The 26783-nt window shown below is 70.8% G+C and carries 32 protein-coding genes; 7 read left to right on the top strand and 25 right to left on the bottom strand.

Features of this window, described 5'->3' with window-relative positions; translation table 11 throughout:
* Window positions 1-6: 6 nt before the first annotated feature.
* From ORG17_RS08365 to ORG17_RS08295, 15 genes are all read right to left on the bottom strand, one after another.
* Window positions 7-1443, bottom strand: coding sequence for a flagellar hook-length control protein FliK (locus ORG17_RS08365; protein WP_214526936.1), 1437 nt, complete (start codon window positions 1441-1443; stop codon window positions 7-9).
* On the bottom strand, window positions 1440-2177 hold the full coding sequence (locus tag ORG17_RS08360) for a C40 family peptidase (RefSeq protein WP_027465519.1): 738 nt from the start codon (window positions 2175-2177) through the stop codon (window positions 1440-1442). Before ORG17_RS08360 ends, ORG17_RS08365 begins: the two co-directional genes overlap by 4 nt.
* Window positions 2174-2605 (bottom strand): flagellar FliJ family protein, encoded by a 432-nt coding sequence (locus tag ORG17_RS08355; protein WP_214526935.1) that lies wholly within the window; start codon window positions 2603-2605, stop codon window positions 2174-2176. Before ORG17_RS08355 ends, ORG17_RS08360 begins: the two co-directional genes overlap by 4 nt.
* Window positions 2605-3948: a FliI/YscN family ATPase gene (locus ORG17_RS08350; RefSeq protein WP_214526934.1), complete on the bottom strand. Its 1344-nt coding sequence runs from the start codon at window positions 3946-3948 to the stop codon at window positions 2605-2607. The genes ORG17_RS08355 and ORG17_RS08350 overlap by 1 nt, the downstream gene beginning before the upstream one ends.
* Window positions 3945-4619, bottom strand: a complete 675-nt coding sequence (locus tag ORG17_RS08345) for a FliH/SctL family protein (RefSeq protein WP_214526933.1) — start codon at window positions 4617-4619, stop codon at window positions 3945-3947. Before ORG17_RS08345 ends, ORG17_RS08350 begins: the two co-directional genes overlap by 4 nt.
* Window positions 4612-5652, bottom strand: a complete 1041-nt coding sequence (gene fliG, locus ORG17_RS08340) for a flagellar motor switch protein FliG (protein ID WP_071244891.1) — start codon at window positions 5650-5652, stop codon at window positions 4612-4614. The genes ORG17_RS08345 and fliG overlap by 8 nt, the downstream gene beginning before the upstream one ends.
* A gap of 8 nt (window positions 5653-5660) precedes the next feature.
* Complete coding sequence (fliF, locus tag ORG17_RS08335) at window positions 5661-7331, bottom strand: flagellar basal-body MS-ring/collar protein FliF (RefSeq protein WP_214526932.1); 1671 nt, start codon at window positions 7329-7331, stop codon at window positions 5661-5663.
* Window positions 7331-7672 (bottom strand): flagellar hook-basal body complex protein FliE, encoded by a 342-nt coding sequence (gene fliE, locus ORG17_RS08330; protein WP_214526931.1) that lies wholly within the window; start codon window positions 7670-7672, stop codon window positions 7331-7333. Before fliE ends, fliF begins: the two co-directional genes overlap by 1 nt.
* Window positions 7672-8067 carry a flagellar basal body rod protein FlgC gene (locus ORG17_RS08325; protein WP_071244596.1) on the bottom strand — a complete coding sequence of 132 codons (396 nt, stop codon included), beginning with the start codon at window positions 8065-8067 and terminating at the stop codon, window positions 7672-7674. Before ORG17_RS08325 ends, fliE begins: the two co-directional genes overlap by 1 nt.
* Window positions 8064-8408 (bottom strand): flagellar basal body protein, encoded by a 345-nt coding sequence (locus tag ORG17_RS08320; RefSeq protein WP_214526929.1) that lies wholly within the window; start codon window positions 8406-8408, stop codon window positions 8064-8066. The genes ORG17_RS08325 and ORG17_RS08320 overlap by 4 nt, the downstream gene beginning before the upstream one ends.
* A 503-nt stretch (window positions 8409-8911) precedes the next feature.
* Entirely contained in the window at window positions 8912-9238 is a 327-nt protein-coding gene (locus tag ORG17_RS08315; RefSeq protein ID WP_027465511.1) for a hypothetical protein, read from the bottom strand.
* Window positions 9228-9701: a flagellar export chaperone FliS gene (fliS, locus tag ORG17_RS08310; RefSeq protein WP_027465510.1), complete on the bottom strand. Its 474-nt coding sequence runs from the start codon at window positions 9699-9701 to the stop codon at window positions 9228-9230. The genes ORG17_RS08315 and fliS overlap by 11 nt, the downstream gene beginning before the upstream one ends.
* An 11-nt stretch (window positions 9702-9712) precedes the next feature.
* Entirely contained in the window at window positions 9713-11092 is a 1380-nt protein-coding gene (gene fliD, locus ORG17_RS08305) for a flagellar filament capping protein FliD (RefSeq protein ID WP_301565400.1), read from the bottom strand.
* A gap of 106 nt (window positions 11093-11198) precedes the next feature.
* Complete coding sequence (locus ORG17_RS08300) at window positions 11199-12056, bottom strand: flagellin N-terminal helical domain-containing protein (protein ID WP_027465508.1); 858 nt, start codon at window positions 12054-12056, stop codon at window positions 11199-11201.
* A 118-nt stretch (window positions 12057-12174) separates the two neighbouring features.
* A complete protein-coding gene (locus ORG17_RS08295; RefSeq protein ID WP_214526926.1) occupies window positions 12175-12990 on the bottom strand; it encodes a sigma-70 family RNA polymerase sigma factor in 816 nt (271 codons plus the stop codon).
* Between the two features lie 443 nt (window positions 12991-13433).
* Between ORG17_RS08295 and ORG17_RS08290 the strand changes: the two genes are divergently transcribed.
* The 5 genes from ORG17_RS08290 to ORG17_RS08270 all read left to right on the top strand — a co-directional run bounded on the left by ORG17_RS08290 (window position 13434) and on the right by ORG17_RS08270 (window position 17809).
* Window positions 13434-13919: a flagellar protein FlgN gene (locus ORG17_RS08290; RefSeq protein WP_214526924.1), complete on the top strand. Its 486-nt coding sequence runs from the start codon at window positions 13434-13436 to the stop codon at window positions 13917-13919.
* A gap of 4 nt (window positions 13920-13923) precedes the next feature.
* Window positions 13924-15345: a flagellar hook-associated protein FlgK gene (gene flgK / locus ORG17_RS08285; protein WP_071244592.1), complete on the top strand. Its 1422-nt coding sequence runs from the start codon at window positions 13924-13926 to the stop codon at window positions 15343-15345.
* A gap of 2 nt (window positions 15346-15347) precedes the next feature.
* Window positions 15348-16229 carry a flagellin N-terminal helical domain-containing protein gene (locus tag ORG17_RS08280; RefSeq protein WP_214526922.1) on the top strand — a complete coding sequence of 294 codons (882 nt, stop codon included), beginning with the start codon at window positions 15348-15350 and terminating at the stop codon, window positions 16227-16229.
* Window positions 16226-16594, top strand: coding sequence for a flagellar assembly protein FliW (gene fliW / locus ORG17_RS08275; protein ID WP_027465503.1), 369 nt, complete (start codon window positions 16226-16228; stop codon window positions 16592-16594). Before ORG17_RS08280 ends, fliW begins: the two co-directional genes overlap by 4 nt.
* A 252-nt stretch (window positions 16595-16846) precedes the next feature.
* Entirely contained in the window at window positions 16847-17809 is a 963-nt protein-coding gene (locus tag ORG17_RS08270; RefSeq protein ID WP_214527579.1) for a hypothetical protein, read from the top strand.
* 17 nt (window positions 17810-17826) lie between these two features.
* Here ORG17_RS08270 and ORG17_RS08265 read toward each other — a convergent pair whose 3' ends face one another.
* Window positions 17827-18474 (bottom strand): hypothetical protein, encoded by a 648-nt coding sequence (locus tag ORG17_RS08265; RefSeq protein ID WP_214527580.1) that lies wholly within the window; start codon window positions 18472-18474, stop codon window positions 17827-17829.
* Window positions 18475-18512: 38 nt separating this feature from the next.
* Between ORG17_RS08265 and ORG17_RS08260 the strand changes: the two genes are divergently transcribed.
* On the top strand, window positions 18513-19385 hold the full coding sequence (locus ORG17_RS08260; protein ID WP_185974168.1) for a hypothetical protein: 873 nt from the start codon (window positions 18513-18515) through the stop codon (window positions 19383-19385).
* Window positions 19386-19479: 94 nt separating this feature from the next.
* On the opposite strand, the gene ORG17_RS08255 is transcribed toward ORG17_RS08260, so the two are convergent.
* Window positions 19480-20448 carry a beta-ketoacyl-ACP synthase III gene (locus ORG17_RS08255; protein ID WP_027465501.1) on the bottom strand — a complete coding sequence of 323 codons (969 nt, stop codon included), beginning with the start codon at window positions 20446-20448 and terminating at the stop codon, window positions 19480-19482.
* 69 nt (window positions 20449-20517) lie between these two features.
* Window positions 20518-20925: a ChaB family protein gene (locus ORG17_RS08250; RefSeq protein ID WP_111057211.1), complete on the bottom strand. Its 408-nt coding sequence runs from the start codon at window positions 20923-20925 to the stop codon at window positions 20518-20520.
* A 99-nt stretch (window positions 20926-21024) separates the two neighbouring features.
* On the opposite strand from ORG17_RS08250, the gene ORG17_RS08245 reads away from it, so the two are divergent.
* Entirely contained in the window at window positions 21025-21996 is a 972-nt protein-coding gene (locus ORG17_RS08245; protein ID WP_176708751.1) for an aldo/keto reductase, read from the top strand.
* Window positions 21997-22115: 119 nt separating this feature from the next.
* On the opposite strand, the gene ORG17_RS08240 is transcribed toward ORG17_RS08245, so the two are convergent.
* From ORG17_RS08240 to ORG17_RS08210, 7 genes are all read right to left on the bottom strand, one after another.
* On the bottom strand, window positions 22116-22772 hold the full coding sequence (locus ORG17_RS08240) for a tyrosine-protein phosphatase (protein ID WP_214527581.1): 657 nt from the start codon (window positions 22770-22772) through the stop codon (window positions 22116-22118).
* A gap of 35 nt (window positions 22773-22807) precedes the next feature.
* Window positions 22808-22957, bottom strand: a complete 150-nt coding sequence (locus tag ORG17_RS08235; RefSeq protein ID WP_214527582.1) for a hypothetical protein — start codon at window positions 22955-22957, stop codon at window positions 22808-22810.
* A gap of 139 nt (window positions 22958-23096) precedes the next feature.
* The gene (locus tag ORG17_RS08230; RefSeq protein WP_214527583.1) at window positions 23097-23891 is read right to left on the bottom strand and encodes a hypothetical protein; all 795 of its coding nucleotides are present in this window, start codon (window positions 23889-23891) and stop codon (window positions 23097-23099) included.
* Window positions 23892-24130: 239 nt separating this feature from the next.
* Complete coding sequence (locus tag ORG17_RS08225; RefSeq protein WP_214527584.1) at window positions 24131-24955, bottom strand: hypothetical protein; 825 nt, start codon at window positions 24953-24955, stop codon at window positions 24131-24133.
* Between the two features lie 283 nt (window positions 24956-25238).
* Window positions 25239-25586, bottom strand: coding sequence for a hypothetical protein (locus ORG17_RS08220; protein ID WP_214527585.1), 348 nt, complete (start codon window positions 25584-25586; stop codon window positions 25239-25241).
* Between the two features lie 57 nt (window positions 25587-25643).
* Window positions 25644-25982, bottom strand: coding sequence for a hypothetical protein (locus ORG17_RS08215; protein WP_214527586.1), 339 nt, complete (start codon window positions 25980-25982; stop codon window positions 25644-25646).
* 5 nt (window positions 25983-25987) lie between these two features.
* Window positions 25988-26635, bottom strand: coding sequence for a hypothetical protein (locus tag ORG17_RS08210; protein ID WP_214527587.1), 648 nt, complete (start codon window positions 26633-26635; stop codon window positions 25988-25990).
* Window positions 26636-26783 lie beyond the last annotated feature (148 nt).

Below are 26783 nucleotides of genomic sequence, written 5' to 3'. Positions count from 1 at the left end.
GCCGGATCAGGCGAGGACGTCGAGTCCCGCGGTGCGGATGGAGGGCGTGTGGGCGGTGGGCTGCGCGCGCGGGGTGACCCGCGCCTCCAGGCCGGGGTCGCCAGGCACGGCACGCGCGGCCGGACGCTCGTCGCGACCCGGCGCGTCCTGCGGCTGGTTCTGCGACGACAGGTCGAGCGTGGTGCTCACACCGGTGCCGGCCGTGTCCCGCCGCAGGTCCGGCAGGACCTGGCGGACGGCCTCGCGGCCGGCGTCCGACGCGGCGAACAGCTCGACGTGCATGCCGTGCGCGGTGACGTGCGCGCGGACCGTGACCGGGCCGAGGCTGTCCGGCACGACCTGCACGGTGACGACGTGCTCGCCGGGGCCGGCCTGTGCGAGCGAGAACACCGGTCGCGCCAGCTGCTGGGCGAGCGGTGCCGGGGCCGGCGCGGTCGTCGCGGCGGGCGCGGCAGTCGGCGTCGTCGACATGACGAACGGCGTCTCGCCACCGCGGCTGGGGGCGACGGCCGGGAGGCCCGGATCACCCGGCGTCGACGCCTGCTGCTCCGTCCCGTGGCCGGCTCGGGAGCCGGCGCCGGCTGCCGGGGCGGCCGTGACGACCGGCGCCTGGCCCGGGGGCACGGTGGCGGTGTCGCCGTCGGCGGTGCGGGTGGCGGCGGGGGCCGCGATCGCGGTGGCGGCCGTCGGGGCGGTGGTCGCCGGGTCGGTCGCGGCCGTGGCCATCGAGACGGCGGTCGTCGCGGATGTGGTGGTCGCGGGGGTGGCGCCCGCGACGATCGTCGCGGCGGCGGCCGGAGACGCGGTGCCGGCGGGCGACACGGCGGGCGTCGTCGTGGCGGTGGTCGCCGTGCCCGTCGTCGCTCCGGCAGCGTTCTGCCGTGCACCGCCCGCCGCCGGCGCCTGCTGCGGGGTCGTCGTGGCGAGGGTGGTGGTCGGCGCCGGGGTCGACGGGACCGGCGTCGAGGCGTCCTCGGTGACCGACGCCGGTGTCGCGGTCGTTCCGGCGGTCCCCGCCGTGGCCACGGCGACGTGCTGGTCGCCGGCGGGCGTCTCGGCGGCGGCGGTGGCCGACTGGTCCCCCGGGCCACTCGTGAGGCCCGCCGGAGCAGTCGGTGCGGCCACGGTCACGAGTCCGGCGGCGAGCAGCGCCTGCGCGTCACCCGACGGGGAACCGGTCGCGGGCACCGACTGGTCCGACGCGGACGCGGACGTGGACGCGGACGGCGTGGCGGCGGTGCTCGGCGTCGCGGCCGAGCCGTCCGCCGTGCGGCCGTCGGTGTCGTCCCGCCCGGCGGCACCGTCTCCGGGGCGCCGCTCGGTCGCGACGGCGGCGGTCAGTGCCGCACCGAAGGACCCGGCAGCAGCGGGGTCGGACGATGCACCCCGGGTGGGGCCCGGAGCGGTGGACACGGACGGCTGGGTGGCGATGGTCAGGCTCATGCGGCGCTCCCGGACTGCATCATGGACAGCAGCGCGGCGGTCTGCAGGTCGGTCGCGGAACGCGCTGTCGAGGCGGTCGGCGCGGCGACGGCCGCCGGGGCCGCCTGTGCGGGGACGATCCGGCGGATGGTCGCGATGTCGCCCTGGGAGTACCAGTTGTCGACGATCCGGACGTCCTTGCCGGGGCGCGGCGCGTGCAGCACCTTGCCGTCGCCGACGTAGATGACGACGTGGCCCTCGCCCTTCGGGATGATCAGGTCGCCGGGCTGCGCGTCCTTCAGGGAGCCGACCTCGACGCCCATCTTCGCCTGGTCCGGCACGACCCGGGGCATCGTGACCCCGAGGTCCTTGAAGACCGTCTGCACCAGGCCCGAGCAGTCCATGCCCGCGGTCGTCTCCCCGCCGAACACGTACGGCACACCGAGGTACTTCTTCGCGTCGGCCACCACGTCGGCGCCGGTCGCACCGCTGCCGGTGGCGAGGGTTCCGGCCCCGGCGTCGACCGAGGTCGCGGGGGCACGGGTGCCCGTCGCGGAGGCTGCGGCGGTCGCACCGGCAGCGGTCGCCGCGCCGGTCGTGCCGTCGGCGGTGGCGAGGGCGTCGGCGAAGGCCGAGGACCCCGCGGCACCACCGGTGGCGGAGGCGCTCGGGGCAGCCGTGGCCGTCCCGCCGCGCAGCGTGTCGATCTGGGACCGGATCTCCGAGATCCGGGAGAGCACCGCTTCGACGCTCATCGGGCACCACCTTCCGTGCGGCGTCGTGCCGCGATCTCGTCGAGGGCGTTCTGTTCGGTCCGGAGTTCCTCGGCCGCCTGCTGCTCGGTGTGCTTGCCCTCGAGCTTCTCGAGGCCGACGGCGGCACGACGGGCGGCGGTGTAGTCCTGCTGTGCCCGGTCGGCGTCGGCACGGCGGTTCTGCACCACGGCGTCGAGCTCCTCGAGCATCCCGCGGGTCGCGGCACGTGCTGCGGCGACGGCGCTCAGGGTGGCGGCGTCCTGGATCGGCTGGGCGTCCTCGCTGTCGGCGAGGCTCCGGCGTGCGGCGATCCGGGCGTCGGCCGCGTCACGGACGCGCTCGTTCGCGGTGGCCAGCGTGGCGGCGGCACGGTCCTGTTCGGTGTGACGCAGGCGCAGGAGTCCGGCGAGCGAGAAGCGGCGGGCCATCACGACACCCCCAGCTGCTGCACGAGGCCGCCGAGGCGCTGCCAGGACGCGTCGGCGGTCGCCCGCTCGTTCATGCCCTGGCGCAGGAACGCGTCGATCGATCCCTGGTGGTCGACGGCGGCGTCCACGAGCGGGTTCGACCCGCGCTGGTACGCACCGACGTCGAGCAGGTCCTGGGCGCCGGCACGGGCGGCCATCACCTTCCGCAGCACGGTGGCGGCGGCACGCTGCTCGGGTCGGGTGACCTTCGAGGCGACGCGGGACACCGAGCCGAGGGCGTCGACCGACGGGAAGTGCCCGGTGATCGCGAGCTTGCGGTCGAGCACGACGTGGCCGTCGAGGATGCTGCGGGCCGCGTCGGCGATCGGCTCGTTGTGGTCGTCGCCGTCGACCAGCACGGTGTACATGCCCGTGATGCTGCCGACGCGGTCGGTCCCGGCGCGCTCGAGCAGTCCTGCGAGCACCGAGAACGTCGACGGCGGGTAGCCCCGGGTGGCCGGCGGTTCCCCCACCGACAGCCCGATCTCACGCTGCGCCATCGCGACGCGGGTGAGCGAGTCCATCATGAGCACGACGTCCTGGCCGGCGTCGCGGAACGACTCGGCGATGCGGGTGGCCACGAACGCGGCGCGCAGGCGCATGAGCGCGGGCTCGTCGGAGGTCGACACGACGACGATCGAGCGGGCGAGCCCCTCCGGTCCCAGGTCGTCCTCCAGGAACTCGCGCACCTCGCGGCCGCGCTCCCCCACCAGGGCGATGACGTTGACGGCCGCGTCGCTCCCGCGCGCGATCATCGACAGCAGCGACGACTTGCCCACGCCGGACCCGGCGAACAGGCCCATGCGCTGCCCGCGGCCGACGGTGGTCAGGGTGTCGAGCACGCGGACGCCGAGCTGCATCGGGGTGTCGATGCGGGTCCGGGCCATCGGGCTCGGGGTGTCGTGGTCGAGCGGGACCCAGGTGACCGGTTCGCCGCCGGGGCCCTGGAGCGGGCCGCGGTCGTCGATCGGTCGGCCGAGTCCGTCGAGCACGCGGCCGAACAGGCCGGATCCGGTCGGCACGAGCACGGGGCGGCCGGTCGGACGCGCCGGGGTGCCCGCGGTCACGCCGGTCAGGCGGCCGAGCGGCATGCAGCGGACGCCCGAGGCATCGGTGGCGACGACCTCGACCGCGGTCTGCTCGCCGTCCTCGGCGCCGACCGTGACGACCTCGCCGACGCGGGCGTCGAGCCCGGCGATCGTCAGCCCCAGGCCGACGGCGCTCGTGACGACACCGACCCGCTGGGGTGCGGCACGCAGGAGCGCCTCGTCGAGACCGCGCGGACGGAGCAGCGTGGCGGTCACCGGTCGGCTCCCGTCGTGTCGACCCCGAGGGCGGTGCGGGCGCGGTCGAGCGCCGTGGCGATGCGCGCGTCGAGCATGCCGTCCGGCAGGTCGACGACGGCGTCGCCGTCGCGCAGGGCGCCGTCGGCGACGACCGGCACCGGCAGGTCGAGGCCGGCGACGCGCGCGGCGTCCGCCGGGCTCAGCCGGACGGCCACCGGGACCGTGCGGTCCACGGACGCGAGCGCCCGACGGACGGTGGCCTCCGCGCCGGACGCGATCCGGGCCTCCCGGCTGCCCTGTCCGTCCGGACCGTCGGCGACGGTCGCGTCGTGTGCGGGCCTGGTGGCGCGGACCACGTTGCCGACGATCGCCTCGGCCAGGTCGACTGCCGCGCTCGCGACCGACGCCTCGGCGTCCGCCAGGACGGGTGCGACCGTGGAGAGCATGGCGTTCGTGGCGGCGTCGAGGACCGCGACCCGGCGTGCCGTGTCGGCCTGCAGCGCGGTGACCCGCGCGGCGTGCTCGGCCTCGAGCCGGTTGCGCAGGGCGTCGGTCTCGGCCTGCGCGGCCCGCAGGCCGGCGGTGTACCCGGCCGCGTGCCCGCGGACGTCCGCGCTCGACGCGCGCTCGCGTCCGGCGGGGTCGGCGAGCACCGGGAAGGCGACGCGGTGCACGACGGTGTCAGTCAACGAGCTCGTCCTCCTCGGCGCGGTGCACGGTGACGACGCCCTGGGCCTCGAGCTCGCGCACGGAGCGGACGACCTCGGCACGGGCTTCCTCGACCTGCGAGACGCGGACCGGGCCCATGGCCTGCAGTTCGTCGTCGAGGAGTTCGCGGTTGCGCTCGGACACGTTCGCGCGGATGGTCTCGACGACGGGTCCGGCTGCGCCCTTCATGGCGGTCGCGAGGATCTTCGAGTCGATGCCGCGCAGCACCTGCTGGATGTCGCGGGACTCGAGCTTCACGATGTCCTCGAAGGTCAGCATGCGGGAGCGGATGTCTTCGGCGAGCTCCGGGTCGCGGGCTTCGAGTCCCTCGAGCACGGCCTTCTCGGTCGCGACGTCGGAGCGGTTGATGATGTCGACCAGGGGTGCGATGCCACCGACGACCTCGACGCTCTCGCGCGGCGACACGACGGCCCCGGCGCGCTGGCGCAGCACACCGGCGACGATGCCGACGGCCTCGGGGGTCGCGCTGCCCATGGTCGCGAAGGCCTGGGCGACGTCGGTGCGGACGCGCTCGTCGATCCCCGCGAGCACGGCACTGGCCTGCCCGGGGCCCAGGTGGGCGAGCACGAGCGCGATCGTCTGCGGCAGCTCGCCCTCGAGCAGGGAGATGACCTGGCCGGGTTCGGCGTCGTCGAGGAAGTCGAACGACTGGCCGGCGAGGTTCGAGGCCAGACGGTCCATCACGCCGGCGGCCCGCTCGGCACCGAACGACGCCTCGAGCAGCCCGAGGGCGGTCTCCTTGCCGCCGCGCTTCTGCAGCCGGCCGCTCATCGTGATCCGGTGGAACTCCGACAGCGTCTGGTCGACGACGGTGTCCTCGACGCGGCGCATCCGGACGATCTCGGCGGAGATCTCCTCGGCCTCCATCTCGGTGAACTGCTTCATCACCTCGGCGGCGCGGTCGGTCTCCATCTGCATGAGGATGAGCGCGACCTTCTGCGCACCGGTCAGGGCACGGTCGCTCGGACCGGAACCGCCGCCGGGGCTCGGCATCAGCGCGCTCACACCGTTGCCCGGTCGTCGAGGAGCCCGCGCAGGAGCTCGGCGGTGCGCTTCGGGTCGCGCTCGGCCAGGGCGGAGATGTCCTGACGGCGGCGCTCGGCGGTGATCTCCTCGGTCGTCAGCACCTCGGTGGGGGCGTCGCCGCCGGGCATCGTCGACAGCACCGCGGTCGGGGCGTCACCGGCACCGAGCGTCGCCCGGTCGTCGACACCGTCCATCGCGAGGGGCAGCTGGAACGTCTCGCCGGCGAAGGCGTCGAGCTCGCCGAGGTCGACGGCCTCGCGCTCCTGCTTCCGGTTGCGGCGGGCGACGAAGAACATGATCGCGATGACGGCGAGGACGATGCCGATCACGATGCCCGCGGTGCGGATCGACGACCACAGTGCTTCCTGCTGGTCGGCCTTCTGCTGGGCCTCGAGGGCCTTCGCGGCCTGGTCGGAAGCGCTCGTGTCGAAGTCCATCATCGCGACCTTGACCTGGTCGCCACGGTTCTGGTCGACCCCCGCGGCGGCGGACACCAGGTCGTTGATGCTCTGCAGGTTCGCGTTCTGCACGGCGTCGGCCTTCGAGTTCAGCGCGACCGAGATGGTCTGCCGGTCGAGCCCGCCCGAGGGGATCTGCGTGGTCTCGGTGGTGTGGTCGACGGCGTTGTTCTTCGTCGCCGATTCGTTCTTGTACCCGTCGTCGCCGGTGCCGCTCGTCGCGGTGCCGTTCGGGACGGCGATGTTGTCCGGACCGAGGACCCCGGTCGCGCCGGTCCCCGCACCGGCGCCGGCGCCGTACTCTTCGGTGGTGCTCGACTCGTTCAGCGCGACCGGGCCCGACGTGGGAGACGTGTAGCTCTCGGACGTCCGGGTGCCGGACTCCTGGTTCATCGTCCCGGAGACCACGACGGTCGCGTTGCCGACGCCGAGCGTGGTGTCGAGCAGGTCCTGGATCTTCTTGCTCGTCGCCGCGTCGTAGTCGGCGGCCTGGTCGGCGCCGCTCCCGGTCGCACCGGTGCCGACGGCGGACAGGGTCTGGCCCTTGGCGTCGACGACCGAGACGTCGGTGGGCTGCATGCCCTCGACCGAGGCGCTCGTCAGGTGCACGATGGCCTGCACCTGGTCGGTGCTCAGCTGCGTGCCGTTCTCGGTCGCGATGAACACCGACGCGGTCGGGTCCTTCTCCTCGGAGACGAACACCGACTTCTCCGGGATCGCGAGCTGCACGGTGGCGGTCTGCACGCCGTCCATCGCACCGATGGTCTTGGCGAGCTCGCCCTCCATCGCGCGCTTGTAGGTGACGTCCTGCTGGAACTCCGAGCTCGTCACGCCCATCTTGTCGAGCAGCGAGTAGCCGCCCTCGTTCGACGACGGCAGGCCGTTCGACGCCGCCTTGAGCCGCTCCGAGTACACCTGCGCCTGCGGCACGAGGATCGTCGCACCGCCGTCGGTGAGCTGGAACGGCACACCGTCGGTCTGCAGCTGGTCCGTGATGGAGCTCGCGTCGGCCGCGGCGAGCCCGGTGAAGAGCGGGGCGTAGGACGCCTTGCCGAGCCAGGACGCGAGGGCGATCCCGCCGAGCACGAGCGCCGCGATCGCCAGGATCGCAATGGTGCGCTGGGCGGCGGAGAAGCCCTTCACGTAGGCGCTGAGGCGCGCGAAGACGTTCTTGACGGCGACGGGCATCAGGCCTGCATCCTCATGATCTCGTTGAAGGCGTCGACGCCCTTGTTGCGGACGGCGGAGACGAGCTCGAGCGAGACCTGCGCGCGGGTGGCGGCGATCGTGGCGTCGTGGATGTCGTCGAGGTTGCCGGTCACGGCCTTGAGCGCGAGGGTCTTCGAGTCGCTCTGCAACGACTGCAGCCCGTCGACGGCGTTGCCGAGGCTCGCGGCGAACCCGCTGCCGTCGGTCGTCGCGCCGGCGGCTGCGGTGGCGTTCGTGCTGTCGCTGGACGTCCCCGACACACTCGTCAGGGCGTTCGTCATCGCGTTGGTGGTCACACCGTTCACGGCGTCGATGGGCATCAGTTCTTCCCGATCTGCAGTGCCGCCTCGTAGGCGGTCTTGGCACGGTCGACCACGGCGGCGTTCGCCTGGTAGCCGCGCTGGGCCATGATGAGGTCCGCCATCTGCGTGCCGAGGTCGATGTCGGGCATGCGGACGTAGCCCTCCTCGTTCGCGAGCGGGTTGTCCGGGTCGTAGGTCACACGGCCGGCGGCGCTGCCGAACGCCGCGCCCTTGACGTAGGCGCCGGAGACGCCGTTGCCCTCCTGCACCTCGACGTAGCGCGCCTGGAACGCGGTGTCGTCCATCGACTTCACGGTGTTCGCGTTGGCGATGTTGTCCGAGACGGCGTCGAGCCACTTCCGGTGCACGGTCAGGCCGGTGCTCGCGATGCCGATCGCGTCGAAGGTCGTCACGAGTTCGTCCGCATCGCCGCACGGACGCTGGTGAGCTCGGAGTTCATCGCCTGCGTGGCGAACTGGTACCGCAGCACGGTGTCGATGTTCGACAGCGTCTCCTCGTCGAGGTTGACGTTGTTGCCGTTCGTGTTCGTCGGCTCGAGGCTGCGCGCCATCGTCGGCGTGGTGGCACCGTCGCCGTCCACGATCGACTTCGCCAGGGCGTCCTCGAACTGGACCTTCTCGGCGTGGTAGTTCGTCGTGTTGATGTTCGCGATGTTGTTCGCGATCACCTTCTGGCGCATCGACAGACCGTCGAGTGCGCTCTGCAGCGCGATGCTCGTCACGGAATCGAACACGAAGGATCCCCTCGTCAGGCGTCGTCGGTGCGACGTCGCCGTGCGGTGGTGGCCGATCCCTGGCCGAACTGGTGAGCGATCCGTGCTCGAGTGGCGCTATCGGAGTCCGTCGTCCGCCGCGTTAGGCGTCGCCCCGAACGGGGGGCGGTGGGTGCGGGTGCGGCGTCGGTGCGCGGTGTCGCTCGTTGCGCGCGCGGACAGTTGCACGCGCACGGGAGCGACACCGTCGACGTCGTACGACATCGACATCGTCGCCCCGTGCACGCGCCACCAGTTGCACGCGCGCGGAAGCGACGGAGCCGACGTCGTACGACAACGACGACGTCGCCCGTTGCGCGCGCCAGCAGTTGCACGCGCGCGAGAGCGACAGGGCCGCCGTCGTACGACGACGACATCGTCGCTCCGTGCAGACGCCGCCCGTTGCGCGCGCCAGCAGTTGCACGCGCGCGGAAGCGACAGGGTCGCTGTCGTACGACGACGACATCGTCGCTCGGGGGCGCGGGTCAGGCGGAAGCGTCGAGGTACACGGAGCCGCGGGGCTCGCGCGTGGCGTCGACGGCGCGCAGGGCACCGAGGTGCTCCAGCGTCGAGCGGCGGTCGGCCTCGAGTACCGTCATCCGGTCCCGCTGCGCGGCGAGCAGCCGGGAGGCCCGTCCCACCAGGTCCCGCGGCAGCGGTCCCAGCCCGGCCGGCTCCGACCACCCGGCCACGGCCGTGGAGTCGGCCGCCTGCCCGGCGGCGTCGTGCTCCAGGGAGGCGAGCAGGGCCTCCCATGCGGCTCGTCCGTCCGGCTGCTCAGGCGACAGCTCTGCGGACGGATCAGGCGACACCGAGGGCTCCCCCGGTCGGCTGCTGCGTGGTGGGCGTCGCGGGCAGCGACGCGGCTGCCTCGTGCCACGACTGACGCAGCGGCTCGAGGATCCGGATGCAGTCACGGGTGGCCTGCACGTCGCGGTGCACGTTCGCCGTGATGAGCGAGGTGGAGGCGTAGTTGTAGACGGCGAGCAGACCCTCGCCGCCGTCCCAGACGTCGATCCGGAGGGTGCTCGAGAGCTCGCCGACGATCGCCTGGGCGTGCAGGAGCTGCTCGCGGGCCGCCTCCCAGTCGGCGGCGACCTGCGCGGCCTCGGCACGGTGCAGGTCGAGCAGCAGCCGGTCGTAGAGCATCGTCACGAGCTGGGCCGGCGTCGCCGACAGCACGGCCTCGTTCGTGTACTGGGCACGACGCTGGTCGGTGACGGTGCGCGGCTGGGCGGCCTGGCGGAATGCGGCTGCCTGGAAGTCGAAGGTCATGGTCGTTCCCGTCAGCTCGACGTCGAGGCCAGCTGGCCGGCGAGCCAGCTCGACTGCGACTGGAGCTTGCTGAGGCTGGTCTCGAGGGATGAGTAGAGGGTCTGCAGCGCGGCCCGGCGCCTCGTCAGCCGGTCGGTCCAGCTGTCGATCTGGGTGTTGAGGTCCTTGGCGACGGCCTGCTGCCCGGTGATGGACGTGGTGACGGAGCCGTCGTACTTGTCGGAGGCGGCGCTGGCCGCGGCACCGACGTTCGCGGCGACGCCGGAGAGCATCGCCTGGGTGGCCTTCGGATCGGCGGCGAGTGCCTTCTGGAAGACCTCTGGGTCGAAGGTGAAGCTGCCGTCCCTCGTGATCTCGATCCCGATCGTCGACGGCGACTTGCCGTCGACGGGGGCGGACATCGTGCTCGTGAGCCGCTGCACGGCGTCGCGGGACGCACCGTCGCCGAGCAGGACGCCGGCCTTCGTCGTCGTGGTGCCGGACGTCGCGCTGGTCGAGCTCGACACCGCGGTGTTCGTCTTGTAGTAGGCGGCGACCGCGTTCATCGCGTCGACGAGCCCGGAGGCCACGGACTGGGCCTTGGTGGTGTCCTGCGCGACCGTCACGGTGACGGGTTCGGTGGTGGCCTTCGACACGGTGACGTCGAGCCCGGGGACGAGCCCGGTGAAGGTGTTCGTCGCGCTCGTCACCGTCTGCGCGGCGGCGGTGCCGGCCCAGAGGGTGACGCTGGCGTCGGTCGCCGTGGTGACGACGGCGGCACCGGTCTCGGTGAGGACGTTCGTCGCGGTGCCCGCTGCCACGTCGTCGGCGCCGCCCCGGTACACCTGGAAGCCGCCGGCCGCCCCGGTCGTGCCGGACGTGAGCTGCAGGCGGTAGAGCTTGCTGCCGTCGGCGTCGGTGCCGGCGGAGACCTTCGTCGCGGTGACGCCCGCACCGGACTTGTTCAGGGCGGACACGGCGTCGTCGAGCGAACCGGACGCCGGCGTCACGGTGGTCGACTTGCCGTCCGCGCCGACGATCGTGATCGGCTGCGCACCGGTCGACCACGTCGACATCGCGGCCGTGACCCCGACCTGTGCCGAGGCGGTCGAACCGACGGTGAAGCTGATGGAGCCGGCGGTCGCCCCGGTACCGGTGACGGCGGTGACGGTCGGCGCGGTGCTCGTCGCGGCGAAGAGGTCGAGCGACGAGGCCTTCGCGGCATCCGTGGCGAGCCCCTGGATCAACCCGTTGAGCGTCTGCAGTGACGAGATGAACGAGTTGGTGGTGATGAGCTTGTTCTTGAGCAGGGTCTGCGGGACCCCCTCGACGCTCATCAGCGAGTTGATGAGGTCGGTCGTCTTGAGACCGCTGACCAGACCGTCGATCGCGAGGCTGCTGCTCGAGGACACGGACGAGGACATCGTCGACACTCCCTGGCGTCGTGGAGGTGGTCAGGATGGTGGCGTCCGTCCTCCGGGACACCCGATCGGGCCCGGAGGACGGACGTCGTGATGGCTAGCGCAGGAGCGAGAGCACGCCCTGGGTGCTCTGGTTCGCCTGCGCGAGCATCGAGGTGCCGGCCTGGCTGAGGATGTTGTCGCGCGTGTACTTGACCATCTCCTGCGCCATGTCGACGTCGGTGATGCGCGAACCGGCAGCGGTGAGGTTCTCCTTGGCCACGTTCGTCACGTTGATGGCGTGGTCGAAGCGGTTCTGGACCGCACCGAGGTTGGAACGAGCCTCCGAGACCGACTTGATCTGCGCGTCGAGCTCGGTCACCGCGAGGCGAGCGTTGTCGCCCGTGGTGAAGTCGAGCGCCTTGACCGCCGTGGCGACCTTCGAGACGTCCGCGCCGGTGAGGTCGACGTCGATCTTGCTGGCGTCGGAGCCGTCCGCGCCGACCTGGAAGGTCAGCTTGCCGGTACCGGGACCGGCAGCCGTGGTGGAGGCCTTGCCGTCGAGCAGCTTGATCCCGTTGAAGTTGGTCGAGTCCGAGATGCGCTGCAGCTCCTCCTGGAGCTGACCGACCTCGGTCGTGATCGCCTTTCGCGAGTCCTCGTTGTTCGAGTCGTTGCCGGCCTGGACAGCCAGGTCGCGCATGCGCTGGAGGATCGAGTGGGTCTCGGTGAGGCCACCTTCAGCGGTCTGCACGACGGAGATGCCGTCCTGCGCGTTGCGGGCGGCGACCGTGAGGCCACCGACCTGGGACTTCAGCCCCTCGGAGATCGACAGACCGGCAGCGTCGTCGGCAGCACGGTTGATGCGGAGGCCGGTCGAGAGCTTCTCGAGGGACTTCGACAGGTCGTTCTGCGTCGCGTTGAGGTTCCGGTACGTGTTGAGTGCCGAGAGGTTGGTGTTGATGGACATACCCATGGTGGTTTCCTCCGTGAATGTGGGTCGTGCGTCGGCCCGTCCGTGGGCTGACATGGATGACTCTCGGCCGGTTGCCGGGAGTCGTTAGGGGATCGGCGGAGAAGTTTCCGCCGACGTCTCAACTCGCCGCGACGGCCGGGCCGGACGCGGCGTCGTGCACGGCACGGGCGACACCGGCGGCGGCGTTCGTGGCGACACGGGCGAGGTAGGCGCTGCGGCGGGCCGCGGTGGTGCGGCTCGCGGGCTCGACGGTGGTGCCGTCGCCGTAGTGGGCGGCGAGACCGTCGTGGAGCAGGCGCATCGCCTCGGAGCGCTGCTGCGAGACGGCCGAGTGCGTGATGCCGAGCTCGGCGGCGACGTCGGTGACCGAGCGGTCGCCGAAGTACACGGCCTCGACGATGAAGCGCATCCGCTCCGGCAGGGCCTCGACTGCGGCGCGGAGGTACCGGCGCCTCTCGGTCTCGAGCAGGTCGTCCCCGGGGAGCGGCAGGTCTGCGGGGACGAGGTCGTGCACGGTCTCGTCCAGCGGCGCGACGGTCCGGGCGGCGTCGCTCATCGCGTCGACGGCGGTCTGCTTGTCGACGCCCATGGCATCGGCGATCTCCTGGGCACCGACGCTCCGACCGAGGCGTGCGGACAGGGCCTCCTGCGTTGCCAGGGTCTCGCGGATCCGCTTCCGGGTGCCGCGGGAGGCCCAGTCGGCCGAGCGCATGTCGTCGGCCAGCGCACCGGCGATCCGGGTGCGGGCGTAGGCGCCGAACGGCACGCCGAGGGTGGGGTCGAAGGCCTCGGCGGCTGCGACGAGTGCGAGCGATCCGACGGCGGCGAGGTCGTCGCGGTCCAGGTGCGTCGCCCGGGAGCGGACGTCGGCCACGATGTAGCCCACGAGCGGGAGGTGCTCCACGATCATCGCGTTGCGTTCGGTGCGGTCCATGCTGTTCCCCTGGTCGACCTGACGTGTGTCGGCTCACCCGTCCGTGGGCGCGACGGACGCCGGCCTCGGATGGCCGGTGCGTACGCCGAAGACCCGCCCGGGTCCCTCCGAGCGGTGCACCCCGCATCGTTCCCGAGCGGTTCCGGGTGTCCCCCGGGGTGCGTTCTGAATGTATCGGCTGGCAATGCGCTGAACAGGTGCACAACCGTCCCCAGTGCGGGGGTGTCAGGCCCGGTTTCGGGTCGGCATTTGGGGGGACCCGGGGTCGGGAACGCTCGTTCTTGTCCCCCGACGGGGGTCATCGGGTCACAGAGTCGACGAGTACGGGGGACGGCACTCGGCCGCCGGGGCTTACGGTCGCGGTCACGGAGTCGATAGGTCCCGGTGTCCGCAGGATGACGGACCGGGGACCACCCCGACGAACCACCACCTGGGAGGAGCTGATGAGCGTGAACGACCTGTCCGCCGTGCTCTGGCGCGAACGCGAGCTGCTCGAACTGCTCACCTTCAAGCTCGAGGAGGAACAGCTCCTGCTCACCGCGGGCCGCTCCCGCTGGGTGTCGCACGCCAGCCGCGAGGTCGAGCAGGTCCTCGACCGGCTCCGCAGCACCGGTCTCGAGCGCGCCGCGCAGAGCGCCGAGGTCGCCGAGGAGTGGGGCGTGGCCACCGACGCTCCCCTGCGCGACGTCGTCGCCGCGGCACCGAACGGGCCGTGGGGCGAGATCCTGTCGTCACACCTCACCGCGATGGTCGAACTGACCACCCAGATCGGCGCCCTGCGCGACGAGAACGACCGGTTCCTCCGTGCCGCCGCCCAGGCCACCGAGGAGACCCTGGCGGGGACCGTCACCGGCGCCGCCACCTACGACGCCAGTGGCACGTCCGGCGCAGGCCAGGACGGCGCCCGCCTGTTCGAGGGGACGCTCTAACACCGTGGTCAGCACCTTCGGATCCCTCGCGACCGCCTACTCCGGCCTCGCAGCCGCCCGTGCCGGCATCGACGTCACCGGCCAGAACATCGCGAACGCCGGCACCGCGGGCTACACGCGGCAGCGCGTCACGCAGAACTCGATCCCCGCGACCCAGACCGGGTTCATGCGGGGCACCGCGGCCCTCGCCGGCCAGGGCGTCTCGGTCGACGGCATCGCCCGCCTGGCGTCCCTGACGCTCGACGCCGGTGTCCGCGTCGCCGCCGGTTCGTCGGCCTACGCCGATGCCCGCGCCACGGCGCTCTCCGCCCTCGAGACCGGGTTGCACGAGCCCGGCAAGGACGGCCTGAGCGCCAAGCTCGACGCGTTCTGGTCGTCCTGGAGCGAGCTCGCCAGCCACCCCGACGACCCGGGTGCCGCCAGTGCCGTGCTCGGGGCCGCCGGCACCGTCGTCGCCGCCCTGGCTGCCGGCTCGAAGGCCGTCGACGCGCAGTGGTCCTCGGTGCGCGGTACCCTGACCGGGCAGGTCGCCCAGCTGAACGGCGCCGCGGAGCAGGTCGCCGACCTGAACGGCCAGATCCGCACCGCGCTCGCCTCGGGCGGCAACGCCAACGAGCTGCTCGACCAGCGCGACCAGCTCACGCAGCAGATCGCCACGCTCGCCGGCGGCACCACCCGGACGAACGCCGACGGCACGGTCGACGTGCTCCTCGGCGGCAACCCGCTCGTGCAGGGCACCGACGCCCGCTCGGTCGCCCTCGGCGGCGGCGAACGTCTCGCCGACGGCACCGCGGTCACCCTGACCTGGACCACCGGCACGGCCGGGGCGGTCGGACTGGGCGGCGGGTCGATCGGTGGCGCCCTCGCGGTCCTCGCACCCGCGTCCGGCACCGGCACCGGCGGCGCACTCGCCGAGGCCTCCGCGTCCTACGACGCCGTGGCCACGCGGCTCGCCACGACCGTGAACGCCCTGCACGCCGCCGGGACCACCCCGGCCGGCACCACCGGCGCCCCCTTCTTCTCCCTGGCGGCCGGCGTCCCCGCCGCCCAGGCACTCGGCGTCGTCCCCACGGACGCCGGTGGGCTGGCGACGCGGAACGCGGCGGGGGAACTCGACGACTCGTTCGCCGACGCGCTCGCGCGACTCGGGGCGTCGTCGGACGGCGCCGACCAGGTCTGGGCGACGTTCGTGGCGGGGGTGGGCACCGCCTCCAGGTCGGCCACGTCGGAATCGACGATGACCGGACTCGCGCTCACCAACGCGCGCAACCAGCAGCAGTCCAGCGCCGGCGTCGACCTCGACGAGGAGAACGTCAACCTGCTGAGCTACCAGCACGCGTACCAGGGCGCGGCGCGCGTCCTGACCGCGGTCGACGAGATGCTCGACACCATCATCAACCGCGTCGGACTCGTCGGGAGGGGCTGATCGTGATCACCCGTGTGACCACCCAGATGTCGATGGCGGCCGCCTCGGCCCGGCTGCAGGCCGGTGCCGCGCGGGTCGCCGAGCTCACCGACCAGGCCACGACGCTGCGTGCGATCCAGAAGCCCTCGGACGACCCGGTCGGCACCGCGTCGTCGATGCAGGTGCGCAAGGAGCAGGCCGCAGCCGCGCAGCACTCGCGGAACGCGAACGACGCCGCGGCGTGGCTCGCGACCACCGACAGTGCGCTGTCCGGCGTGTACTCGGTGCTCAACAACGTCCGCGACCTCACGGTGCGGGCCGCGAACTCCGGCACCATGAGCGACACCGACCGCGACGCGTTCGTCACGCAGTTCCGGTCGCTCAAGGCCGACCTCGAGGCACGCGCCAACGCGACCTACGGCACCCGTTCGGTGTTCGCGGGATCATCGACCGCCGCTGTCGCCTACGACCCCGCGACGGGTTGGGCGGCCTCGGGCACCGACGTGTCCCGTCGGGTCGGCGACGGCACCACGGTGCGGGTCGACACCACCGGCACCGCGGTCTTCGGCTCCGGCGACGACTCGGTGTTCGGCATGATCGACTCCATCGTCAGCGACCTGCAGAACGGGGTGAACGTGAACGCTCGCATCGGGGACGTCGACACGGCGCTCGGGACCGTCCGCGGCGCCCAGGCCGACGTCGGCGTCCGGCACGCCGCTGCACTCGCGGCGCAAGACTCGCTGAAGTCCGCGACCGTCTCGCTCGAGAGCCGCCGCGCCGACATCGAGGACGTCGACCTCGCGAAGGCCGTCCTCGACCTGCAGGTGCAGCAGACCAACTACCAGGCAGCCCTCGCCGTCACCGCGAAGGTCCTGCAGCCGACCCTGATGGACTACCTCCGATGAGCATCTCCCTGACCTTCGCCGTCCCGCCGTTCGGGCTCGCTCCCGCCGCGGCCTTCGAGCTCTCGCCGGTCGACGGCGCCGAGGGGCTGTTCACGCTCGTCGGCGACGACGCACGGCTGTTCCTGCTCGACGCCGCGGTGCACCTGCCGTCGTACGCGCCGGAGCTCACCGACGAGCAGGCCGCCGGGCTCGGGTTGACCGACCCCGCCGACGCGATGCTGCTCGTGGTCGCGAACCCCGGAGCGTCCGGCACCACGGTGAACCTGCTCGCGCCGATCGTCGTGAACGCCCGGACGGCCGTGGGCGCGCAGGTCATCCTCGAGGAGCAGGACCTGCCGCTGCGGGCGGAGCTCGCGCGGGTGTAGGTGGGGGCGGGGCGGGCCGGGGCCGGTCGACGCGGAACGACACTGTCGACGTCGTACGACATCGGTGCTGTCGCACCTCCGCGTCTGCAACTGTTGCGCACGCGTGACAGCGACAGAGTCGCCGTCGTACGACATCGACATCGTCGCAAGTTGCTTCCGCCTCATCCCTCCACAGCCTGGAGGCGCGGCTCGTCATCCACAGATCGGCTCACCGTCGCCCCGTGGTCGGTCCCGGCGATCGATGGTTGATCCATGGACGACCGCGCACGCACCATCCCCCTCATCCGCACGACCGGCAAGCCCAGCGCCGAACGCCGGGCACTGCAACGCCGGGTCCGTCGGGGCGAGTTGGTCGCGGTACGTCCGGGGGTCCTGGTCTCCCCGTCGTCGGTCGTCGGACTCCGGCCCGAGGACCACCTGTTGCTCCTGGTGCGCGCAACCGCGCCGATGATCCACGCGCCGAGGGCCTTCGCGCGCTCGGCTGCGGCTGCCGTGCACGGACTCCCCTTCGTCCATGCCCCTCCGGCGAAGGTCGACGTGGTCGATCCGCGCCGCGAACGCTCCGACACGTCAGCACATCTGCGGCTCCATCCCGGACCGCTCGTCCGCGAGCCGACGCCGGACGCGCGGTGGGCCGGCCTGCCCGCGACCACCCCCGCGGAGATCGACGGAGCGCCCGTCACGTCATTGGCACGGACCCTCGTCGACATCGCGGGTTCATCCACCCTCGAGTTCGCGCTGCCGATGATCGACCAGGCGCTCCACGATCGGCATCTCCTGCCCGAGGTCCTGCTCGACGAACTCGCCGCGACGGGGCCCACGGGCCACGACAAGGCGGGGATCGCCGTGGGGATGAGTTCGGCGCTGTCGGGGTCACCGGCGGAGTCAGTGTGCCGCGTGCGCTTCCGCGAGATCGGGGTGCCGGAGCCGGTGCAGCAGCACGTGTTCGCCCGGGCCGGATCGGCCACGGCGATCGTGGACTTCTGGTTCCCCGACCAGGGCGTCGTGGTCGAGGTCGACGGCCGCGCGAAGTACGAGGACCCGGCGCTGCTCGACGGGCGATCCACCGCAGACGCGCACTGGCGCGAGAAACGTCGTGAGGACTTCATCCGGTCGTTCCCCGAGGTCCGTGTGGTCGTCCGGCTCTCGTGGTCCGACCTGATGCAGCCCGACCGGGTGCGGGCTGCCCTCCGGCGCGCGGGTGTGCCGTGCTGAGGCTGCGTGTTCGACGATCAGCGCGGACGACGCGGCGCGTCCGGGTGGTACGTGCGCTGACGCTCGATCCTCGGCCGATCAGACGCTTCACCGGCGTGCGCCACCCCACCGACGACGACCTCACCGAGTCCCACGCGCACACCACGGACCGGCCCGGTGCCCTTGACCACCCCGCCGCGGTGGTCCGGGTCGGGTTCGCGGTGGTCGCCGCCGTCCTCGAGCTCGACGTCGCGCACGGAAACCGCTCCGAGCACCTGCGCGCCCTCGCCGATCCGCGCCGGCCCCTCGACGAGACACCCGGCCGTCAGGCGAGCCCGACCACCGATGACGACGTCCGACCCGTCAGCCACGATGGTCACCGGGCCCGGGCCGAGTTCGGCATCCTCGCCGATGTGCACGGCCGACGCCGACGCGACGACGGTCACGGGTCCGGGGCCCAGGCGGGCACCGGCGGCCAGCGTGATCACCCCACCGTGACGGGTCTCGAGCGTCGTGGACGGGTACAGCTCCACGCCGGGCAGGACCGACACGCCCACCCCGATCAGGACGGACGCGGGATCGAGCACCCGGACCTCGGGCGCGAGGGCGGCCACCTGCCGGACGGTCAGGAACCCGGCCGCACGACGGGCGGCGTCGAGGGGTCCCTGCTCCGGATCGGTGTCCACCCAGCGAGCCTCTCACGTGCCCGGCGTACGGTGAACGCATGGCCCGTGCCCCGAAGGACCAGTCGATCGTGCCCCTGCCGACCGCACCGGTCTCCCCCACCTCTTCCGACCCCCGAACGCAGCAGGTCCAGCCCTCGGGCTGGGCCAAGTGGCTCGATCGGGTCATCAGCGTGCAGCGTCCTGTCGTGGTCGCGCACGTCAACGCGATCCGTCGCCGCAAGCCCGACGCGACCCCCGCCGAGGTGATCCAGATCCTCGAGCGGCAGTACCTTGCCGCCGTCACGACCGGCGGTGCCGCGGTCGGTGCGAGTGCGGTGATCCCCGGGGTCGGGATGGCAGCTGCGCTCGGACTGAGCGGCGCCGAGACGGTCGGGTTCCTCGAGACCACCGCCCTGTTCGCACAGTCGGTGACCGAGGTCCACGGCATCGCACTGGACGACCCGGAGCGCGCCCGCACCCTGGTGATGGCGATGATCCTCGGCGCACCGGGCACGCAGCTCATCAAGCAGCTCGCCGGACAGGCCGCCGGCGGTCAGGCCCGGACCGCGTTCTGGGGCGAGATGGTGACGTCCTCGCTGCCGAAGCAGGTCGTCAACGGCATCGGCGGACAGGTCCGTGACCAGTTCATCAAGCGCTTCGCCATCCGGCAGGGCGGTTCGGTCCTCGGCCGCGCGCTCCCGTTCGGCATCGGAGCGGCCGTCGGCGGTCTCGGGAACCACGCCCTGGGCCGCAAGGTGATCCAGGCGTCGCGGACGGGGTTCGGCATGCCGCCGGCGGAGTTCCCGATCGTGCTGACGGTCACACCGACTGCCGAGAAGACCCGGCGTGCCCTGCCGTGGAAGCGCGGCGCGGGCAAGGACCAGGACCTCTGGACCGAGCCGGGCCAGGACGACCCCCGCTCGAAGCGTTAGCCAGGACGACCGAGAACGGCCCGGCGCGACGACCGAGCAGGGCCCGGGCACGGATGCTCAGCAGCCGAGCCCGGGCCGTTCGTGCAACTGCGCCTCAGAAGGACCGCACCGGCGTCGTCACGACCTGCCCGGCGTGGGCGAACCCACCACCGAACCCGAACAGCAGCGCCGGCACCCCCTCCGGCAGGTCGCCACGCTCCCACGCCTTCGACAGCCCGAGCGGCACACTCGCGGCCGAGGTGTTCCCGGACTCGACGACGTCGCGGATGACGAACTTCGACTCCCCACCGAGCGCGGTCACGAGCGGCTCGATGATCCGCAGGTTCGCCTGGTGGAACGCGAACACCTCGATGTCGTCCATCGAGAGCCCGGCGGCCTCGACGACCTTGCGGGCGTGCCCCTCGGCCTCGGTGATCGCCCACCGGTAGATCGAGCGGCCCTCCTGGTTGAACCGCCCGGGCGACCCCTCGACACGGACGGCGTCGAGCAAGTGCGGCACGCTCCCCCATGACACCGGGCCGATCTCGGGCGTCTCGGCGACCCCGAGCACGGCGGCACCGGCCCCGTCACCGACGAGTACGCACGTCGACCGGTCGGTCCAGTCGGCGATGCCGGACAGCACCTCGGACCCGATGACGAGCGCGACGTCGGCCGAACCGGTGCGGATGGACTGGTCGGCGAGCCCGAGCGCGTACTCGAAACCGCTGCACGCGGTGTTGATGTCGATCGGCGCCGGGCCGTTCGTCATGCCGAGAGCGGCGGCGACCCGACCTGCCGTGTACGGCGCGCGGTCCTGGTGGGTGGTGGAGGCGACGATGACGAGTCCGACGGCCGAGGGTGACACCCCGGCGTCGGCGAGGGCACGACGTCCGGCCTCGATCGCCATCGACGTCACGGTGTCGTCGGGCCCGGCGATCCGACGCGTCTGGATCCCGGTGCGGGTGCGGATCCACTCGTCGTTCGTGTCGACCATCGTCGACAGCTCGTCGTTGGTCAGGACGCGTTCGGGCTGGTGGTGGCCGAACCCGAGGATGCGGCTGCCGCGGAGTGCTGGGATGTTCATCGTCGGCACGTTACCCCCTCACTCCACCGCCGCATGCCGACCGGGGAATGGAGAGCCCCGCACCCGCGGTCACTTCCGCGCCGCTGCGGTCGCGCGGTCGTTCGCCTTGCCGATCGCCTCGACCAGCTCGTCCTTGGTCATCTTCGAGCGACCGCTGACGTCGAGTCGCTTCGCGACGTCCATCAGATGCGCCTTCGAGGCGTTCGCGTCGACGCCGCCCTCGGTCTTCCCCGAAGAACGCGAACCGGAACCGCGGGAGCCAGCGGCGCCGGAGTCGGACGGCCCGGAGGACTCCTTCTCCTCCCAGTGGTCGCCGACCTTCTCGTACTCGTGCTTCACGGCGGCGAACGCCGTGCGGTGCGCCCGCTCGCCCGGGCCGTAGGTCTCGTTCGCCGAGTCCAGTGTCTTCTCGAAGACCTCCTGCGCGTGCTCCGGTGACCGCTGCAGGGTGCTGGGGATCTCGTCCTTGGCTGGCATGGCTGCTCCTCTCGAGTGGTACCCCCTGACTACTCCCCACCCCTCGACCGGTACTCCCAGGGCCTGGCGCCCGCAGCGCGTCACGAGTAGACCCGTCTCATGGACTACACACACCTCGGACGGACAGGGCTGTCGGTCTCGCGCGCCGTGCTCGGCACGATGAACTTCGGCCCGGAGACCAGCGAGGACGACTCGCACGCGATCATGGACCGGGCCCACGAGCTCGGCGTCAACTTCTTCGACACCGCCAACGGCTACGGCGGCTCGGTGGGCAAGGGCGCCACCGAGGAGATCATCGGCCGCTGGTTCGCCAAGGGCGGCGGACGTCGCGAGAAGACGGTCCTCGCCACCAAGGTCTACGGCGAGATGATCGACTGGCCGAACGGCGGCAAGCTCTCGGCGTACAACATCCGCCAGTCGCTCGACGCCTCGCTGCGCCGCCTGCAGACCGACCACATCGACCTGTACCAGATGCACCACGTCGACCGGGACACCCCCTGGGACGAGATCTGGCAGGCCATGGAACTCGCGGTCGCGCAGGGCAAGGTGCTCTACGTCGGCTCGTCGAACTTCGCCGGCTGGCACATCGCCCAGGCGCAGGAAGCCGCGAAGCACCGCAACTTCCTCGGCCTCGTCAGCGAGCAGTCGATCTACAACCTCGTCGTCCGCGACGTCGAGCGTGAGGTCCTCCCCGCCGCCCGGCACTACGGCCTCGGCGTGATCCCGTGGTCCCCGCTGCAGGGCGGGCTCCTCGGCGGCGTCATCGAGAAGACCGAGAACGGCTCGCGTCGCCTCTCGGGCCGCAGCGCCGAGTACGTCGAGGCGCACCGTGACCAGCTCCAGGCCTACGAGTCCTTCGCGAAGGAGCTCGGCCACACCCCCGGCGAGCTCGCCCTCGCGTGGCTGCTGCACCAGCCCGGCGTCACCGCGCCGATCACCGGCCCGCGCACGATGGAGCAGTGGGAGTCCGCGGTCCGAGCCGTCGACATCCGCCTCGACCAGCGTGCGCTCGACCGGCTCGACGAGATCTTCCCGGGGCACAAGACCTCGCCGGAGGACTACGCCTGGTGACGTCGCCGACGGAACCAACGGGTCGCTGACGCGACCATCTGCCTGGAGGCGCGGTGCGGGTCGGACCCGCACCGCGCCTCCAGTGCGTGGTCACGTCCAGAACGCGACCAGCGTCGCCATCAGAGGCGCGCGATCTCTTCGTCCTGCAGGCCGATCGCCCGCAGGTACGCATCGACCGAACCCCAGCGACGCTCGACGTGGTCGATGACCGTGGTCATGATCTCCGGCACGCACCGTTGCGCGATCGCGGTGGCCTCGGGGTCGGCGCTCGCTGCGCGTTCCCGCGCGAAGCGGTCGACGAGCCGGTCCGCACTCATGGCGTAGTCCTCACCGATCGCGTCGATGTCCGCGCCCCAGTGCCGCGCGAGCAGCGCGCTGACGATCCCGGTGCGGTCCTTCCCGGCCGAGCAGCACACCAACACGTCACCGTCGGTGGCAGCAACGGCGCGGAGTGCTTCGGCGATCCCGGTGCGGTGCCGGTCGAGCCAGTCGATGTACTGGTCCTCGAGGGCGATGGCCTCGGCTGCCGACTCCAGCCCCGACGACGGATCGAACATGGGGACACCTCGGTAGCCGGGCGACGCCGCGAGCGGATGCGGCACGGCGGCGGTCTCGTCGACCCGGCGGAGGTCGATCACCGCCGCGAGACCGGGCGGGTAGGCGTCCGGTCCCACCGGTTCGGTGTTCGCCCGGTACACGGTCCGAGGGTGGTCGGCCTGGAGGGCGGTACCGCCGACGGGGCGGAGATTGGTGAGGATGCTCGTCGTCGAGTTCACGCCTTCATCCTGCCGCGCGCGGACGCGGGAAGCCGCTACGGGTGGTGGCTCACCCACGTCCAGCGACCGCCGAAGTCCGTTCGGAGCGCGCCCAGGAGTTCCGGGACGAGGTACCAACCGTTGCCCGACATGACGATCCAGAGCGGACTGACGACGATGCTCCCGGCCGTGTCGTGATCGCCCATCGGGGCAGTCTTCCCGCAGTTTCCGCAGGAGAGCGTCGGTTCGGGACCCTCGAGCCACGGGTTGAAGGCCTCCCAGAACGTGTCCTCCGGGAACGGCGTGCCGCAGGAGCGACAATCGGAGTGGTCCCCGGAGCTCCTCTCAAGAGCTCACGACGTTGGCGATCTCCTGGTCCGCGAGCTGGTCGATGAGCGACAGCAGCACGACGACGTTGCGATGGAACGCTTGGTCGTTGCTGATCGCGTCTCGCGACGGGTTACCCTCGTCCGAATTCAGCTGCGCCGGGTCGTCGACCACACCAGCTGCCGCTGCATCTCGGAGTAGGCGCATCATCTGACTCACCCGTGTCGATGCGAGCAGTTCACTGTAAACCGCTTCCGTGATCACATCACGTTCCAGTACGGCATCTCGATCATCGCCGAGCAGCTGGATCGTGTCACGGACCATTTCCCGGACGATCGACCAGTTCGGGCTGCTCCCGAGCGGCTCGAGTCGGGCGTCCCACCTGTCGGAGAAGTGCAGCGGAGATGCGCCGAGACGTTCGACGAGCCATGGTGGTGTCGTAGACGCAGGCCGCGGATGCATCACCATGTCTTCTCGCAATTCCGAATTCTCCACCGGCAATGAGTCCACGAGCTGTCCATCGATGTCGATCAACAGTGGCCATCGGGGCTCGTCGTCCCAGGAGAACTCGAACTGCTGAGCACCACGTGAATCGAGGCGCAGGAGCCCTGTGAACCAGGCACCCTGTTCTGGTTCGGCCATGACTTCGCGCAGTCGACTCCACGCCTCGAATTCCGCGAGGTCAGCGGGAGAGGTGTGAATGACTGCAACGCCAGTGTCGACGGCCCGCTCGATTCGCGCGGTCACGCCGAGACTGACGAAGACACTCGTCGAACGTTGCCACCCTGATCCCAGCCGGTCGAACGTGAGCATCGCGAGCGCATCCTGTTGGTCGATGACTCAGCTGCAGAACTCAATCGGCGAGGCCTCCGGCCCTTGTTGCCGCCTCATGCGAGACGTGGCTCTCGACGCGGACTTGTTGCAGGTGCTCGACACCGTCCCGTCCCCAGTGGATCAAGAATATCGACCCACGATCAGCGCAACCAACATGCTGTATCTCCCGGCTCAGGTACACCGAGGTGTTCGGATCTTCCAGCCGATGATCATGGTGTTCACCGCGCGTTGAGGAGTTCCTGCCCGGCAAGAGCTACTAGCGGAGCCATCAAGGCCTCGACATTGACCCGGAGGACCTCGTCATTGTCGGGCGCCGCGCTCGTTGACTCCGCTGCATCCGCAGTCGACCCCGGTCTGAACTCGATCAGTCCGCCCTCGGACGCCTCCCGGCAGAGGCGCAAGACCTGTCCGACGCGCGTCGAGCCGACGAGTTCGCTGGAGACGACCTCAGCAACCTGATTTGCTTCCACTGCGACGCCGGCGTCATCACTACCGGCCTGGATGGCGCCGCGGATCATGTCTCGAACGATCACCCAGTTCTCACTGTTTGCCAGCGGCGCGAGCGCTGGTTGCCACGCGTCCACGAAACGAAGCGGATTGGCTGCGAGGCGCTGGATGAGCCACTCCGGCGCGATCTCCGCATCCCGCGGGTACCGCTGCAGATCGTCGCGAAGCTGCTGGGTCTCGACGCGCTCAGACTGCACGATGTTGCCATCGAGGTCGACCTGGACCGGCCACTGCGGCTCAGTGTCCCAGTCGAAATCGAACCGATAGGCTCCCGAGCTCTCGACCTGGAGCCGCCCCGTGAACCAAGCGCCGTGGTTCGCGTCCGACATCAAGACTCGAAGATCCTTCCAAGCTTTCCACTCCGCCAGGTCGGCGGGAGGGTCAAGAGTCATCCCGCTCGCGGTGAGCACCGCCCGCTGCAGTCGCGACGAGACACCGACGTTCACGAAGACCGACGTCGCGCGCGACCAGCCGCTCGGCATGCTGTCGAAGGTCAAGATCGCAAGGCGATTTTGCAAGCCGTGCAGATGCCCCACTGAGTTCAACCTTTCAGTCCTCCGGCTCGGGTCGACGTCTCGAAGGAGACGGGAATCTCGATGATCACTTGCCGCAGACTGTCTGCCTTTGGCGCCGCAGCTGATCAAGAATACCGAGCGTTCCCACCCCGATCCCAGCAGATCGAACGTGAGGATCGCGAGTGCATTCTGCGGGTCGATGACGTCAGGTACAGGACTCGATCGGCGAGGCCTCTGGCTCTTGAATCGGCCCCTGTGCCAAGAGCTCAATGAGTTGTCGTTACCGGTGCCTCGATGGATGTCGCTAGGCCGACGGCCGGAAAACGTGGGTTACGACTGCGCTCGCGAATTCCTCGAGGAACGCCCGTCCCCCCAATCCGGTGTGGGTCATCAGGTCGACGCTGGCGTTCAGCTTGAGGAGGAGAGCCGACACGGCTGCATCGTCCACATCGGTATTGAGTACTGATTCGATCTCCGCTCGTACACCGATGGCGGACTGCGCGGAAAATCCTTCCAGAGCATCATTTAATGCTTCAGACGCATCACGGTAGTCCATCTCCCAGGCGGGGTAGAAGATTGCAGGGAGAAGAGACGAAAGCGCGGGAAATGTTCGACGAAGTTCCACCGTACCCAGATCTTCGATCTCAGGCATGTATCACACCTCCGGAGGCGTTGGGAATGCGGTCTTGATGAAGAAGCCCGAGCAGGTTCAGTCGAAGGCCTTCGGAATCGCGCCGTTGGCGAGCTCGTCGACTCGCTGCCCCACTTCCCGCAACAACGCTCGACCTGACCCTGAACCGATGCGGTAGTTCGCGTTCATACCGCGAAGGAACGACTCCACCTCGCCGTCCTCTGCGCCATCCACACGTAACGAGACGAACTCCATCCGCATCTCCGCAAGCTCCTCCCCGCTGAATCCGGCGATGTAGAAGTCGATGTAGACGGCAACGGACGAGTAGTCGTCCCACCAACGCTGGTAGAGGTTCTCGAGGAAGCCCCCGAGGAGTGGGATTATGGCTGAATAGTTCTCGTACCCGATCTCGGTCATGCCTGTCACGTCAGCCTCCGAGCTTCGTCGGGTGAGCGGTACGGACCACGAAGCCCCCCGGACTGTTCTAGTCCCACAACAACTGCATCCACATCTGCTTCTCGTCCGTGAAGACACCTTCGCTGAACCGCCGTCCGATCACTTGATCGAATTCGGCCTTTCGATCGTTCCGGTGTGGGAATCAGCCCCGCGGACGACTCGGCGCGGTGAGACCCACCGTCGACCCGGTCCGCCACCGAGTGCAACCAGTGCGACCCCGGATCCGGACGCCCCACCTCGATGTGCGGCCGCCCGACCCCGACGCCGAACCCGTCCGGCGTCGCCTTGGCGTGCTCGACGCTGACCTTCACGGTTGGGATGTTGTCCCCGAGCCGCCGGAGCGCATCCGCGAACACGCCGCGCCCCCGCGCCAGCAGGTCCGAGACCCCGGACAACGCCTTCCCCGGCAGCGCCGACAAGGCCCGACCGCCGACTCTGAAGTCGTCGACTGGATCGATGTTTGCGTTGAACCCCGAGATCAGCGAGAACACGCCCTCATCGCTGCTACCAGAATCGAGGATGTTCCGGATTTCGGATCGGATTGTGATCGCGGAAGCCTCCGAGAAGCCTTCGAGTGCGTCCCGCAGAGGGGCAGGCGCATCGTCGTAGTTCATCCCCACAACGGGTAGAACGCTGCTGGGAGCAGACCGCTCAGCGACGAGGAGGTGCGACGGAGAGTCGCCGCATTCCAGGCGCGTGGGTCCGGGGTGATCATCGCCCGCGGCTCGCCGGCCGTTGTCCCTCGAAACACGATCTGCCGAA

This window comes from Curtobacterium flaccumfaciens pv. betae, assembly GCF_026241855.1.
Classification (GTDB): domain Bacteria; phylum Actinomycetota; class Actinomycetes; order Actinomycetales; family Microbacteriaceae; genus Curtobacterium; species Curtobacterium flaccumfaciens.
The sequence above is the reverse complement of the archived record's forward strand: the minus strand, read 5'-3'. Positions and strand labels throughout refer to the sequence as shown.

Excerpts from the sequence above, each read along its gene's own strand:
- ORG17_RS08235 (WP_214527582.1), bottom strand. The coding sequence starts at position 22,957 with ATGGGCGATCACGACACGGCCGGGAGCATCGTCGTCAGTCCGCTCTGG.
- fliW (WP_027465503.1), top strand. The coding sequence starts at position 16,226 with ATGAGCATCTCCCTGACCTTCGCCGTCCCGCCGTTCGGGCTCGCTCCC.
- ORG17_RS08365 (WP_214526936.1), bottom strand. The coding sequence starts at position 1,443 with ATGAGCCTGACCATCGCCACCCAGCCGTCCGTGTCCACCGCTCCGGGC.
- ORG17_RS08360 (WP_027465519.1), bottom strand. The coding sequence starts at position 2,177 with ATGAGCGTCGAAGCGGTGCTCTCCCGGATCTCGGAGATCCGGTCCCAG.
- ORG17_RS08250 (WP_111057211.1), bottom strand. The coding sequence starts at position 20,925 with ATGCCAGCCAAGGACGAGATCCCCAGCACCCTGCAGCGGTCACCGGAG.
- ORG17_RS08355 (WP_214526935.1), bottom strand. The coding sequence starts at position 2,605 with ATGGCCCGCCGCTTCTCGCTCGCCGGACTCCTGCGCCTGCGTCACACC.
- ORG17_RS08220 (WP_214527585.1), bottom strand. The coding sequence starts at position 25,586 with ATGCCTGAGATCGAAGATCTGGGTACGGTGGAACTTCGTCGAACATTT.
- ORG17_RS08230 (WP_214527583.1), bottom strand. The coding sequence starts at position 23,891 with ATGCTCACGTTCGACCGGCTGGGATCAGGGTGGCAACGTTCGACGAGT.
- ORG17_RS08255 (WP_027465501.1), bottom strand. The coding sequence starts at position 20,448 with ATGAACATCCCAGCACTCCGCGGCAGCCGCATCCTCGGGTTCGGCCAC.
- fliS (WP_027465510.1), bottom strand. The coding sequence starts at position 9,701 with ATGACCTTCGACTTCCAGGCAGCCGCATTCCGCCAGGCCGCCCAGCCG.
- fliF (WP_214526932.1), bottom strand. The coding sequence starts at position 7,331 with ATGCCCGTCGCCGTCAAGAACGTCTTCGCGCGCCTCAGCGCCTACGTG.
- ORG17_RS08215 (WP_214527586.1), bottom strand. The coding sequence starts at position 25,982 with ATGACCGAGATCGGGTACGAGAACTATTCAGCCATAATCCCACTCCTC.
- ORG17_RS08260 (WP_185974168.1), top strand. The coding sequence starts at position 18,513 with ATGGCCCGTGCCCCGAAGGACCAGTCGATCGTGCCCCTGCCGACCGCA.
- fliE (WP_214526931.1), bottom strand. The coding sequence starts at position 7,672 with ATGCCCATCGACGCCGTGAACGGTGTGACCACCAACGCGATGACGAAC.
- ORG17_RS08210 (WP_214527587.1), bottom strand. The coding sequence starts at position 26,635 with ATGAACTACGACGATGCGCCTGCCCCTCTGCGGGACGCACTCGAAGGC.
- ORG17_RS08270 (WP_214527579.1), top strand. The coding sequence starts at position 16,847 with ATGGACGACCGCGCACGCACCATCCCCCTCATCCGCACGACCGGCAAG.
- fliG (WP_071244891.1), bottom strand. The coding sequence starts at position 5,652 with ATGCCGAGCCCCGGCGGCGGTTCCGGTCCGAGCGACCGTGCCCTGACC.
- ORG17_RS08245 (WP_176708751.1), top strand. The coding sequence starts at position 21,025 with ATGGACTACACACACCTCGGACGGACAGGGCTGTCGGTCTCGCGCGCC.
- ORG17_RS08295 (WP_214526926.1), bottom strand. The coding sequence starts at position 12,990 with ATGGACCGCACCGAACGCAACGCGATGATCGTGGAGCACCTCCCGCTC.
- ORG17_RS08290 (WP_214526924.1), top strand. The coding sequence starts at position 13,434 with ATGAGCGTGAACGACCTGTCCGCCGTGCTCTGGCGCGAACGCGAGCTG.
- ORG17_RS08300 (WP_027465508.1), bottom strand. The coding sequence starts at position 12,056 with ATGGGTATGTCCATCAACACCAACCTCTCGGCACTCAACACGTACCGG.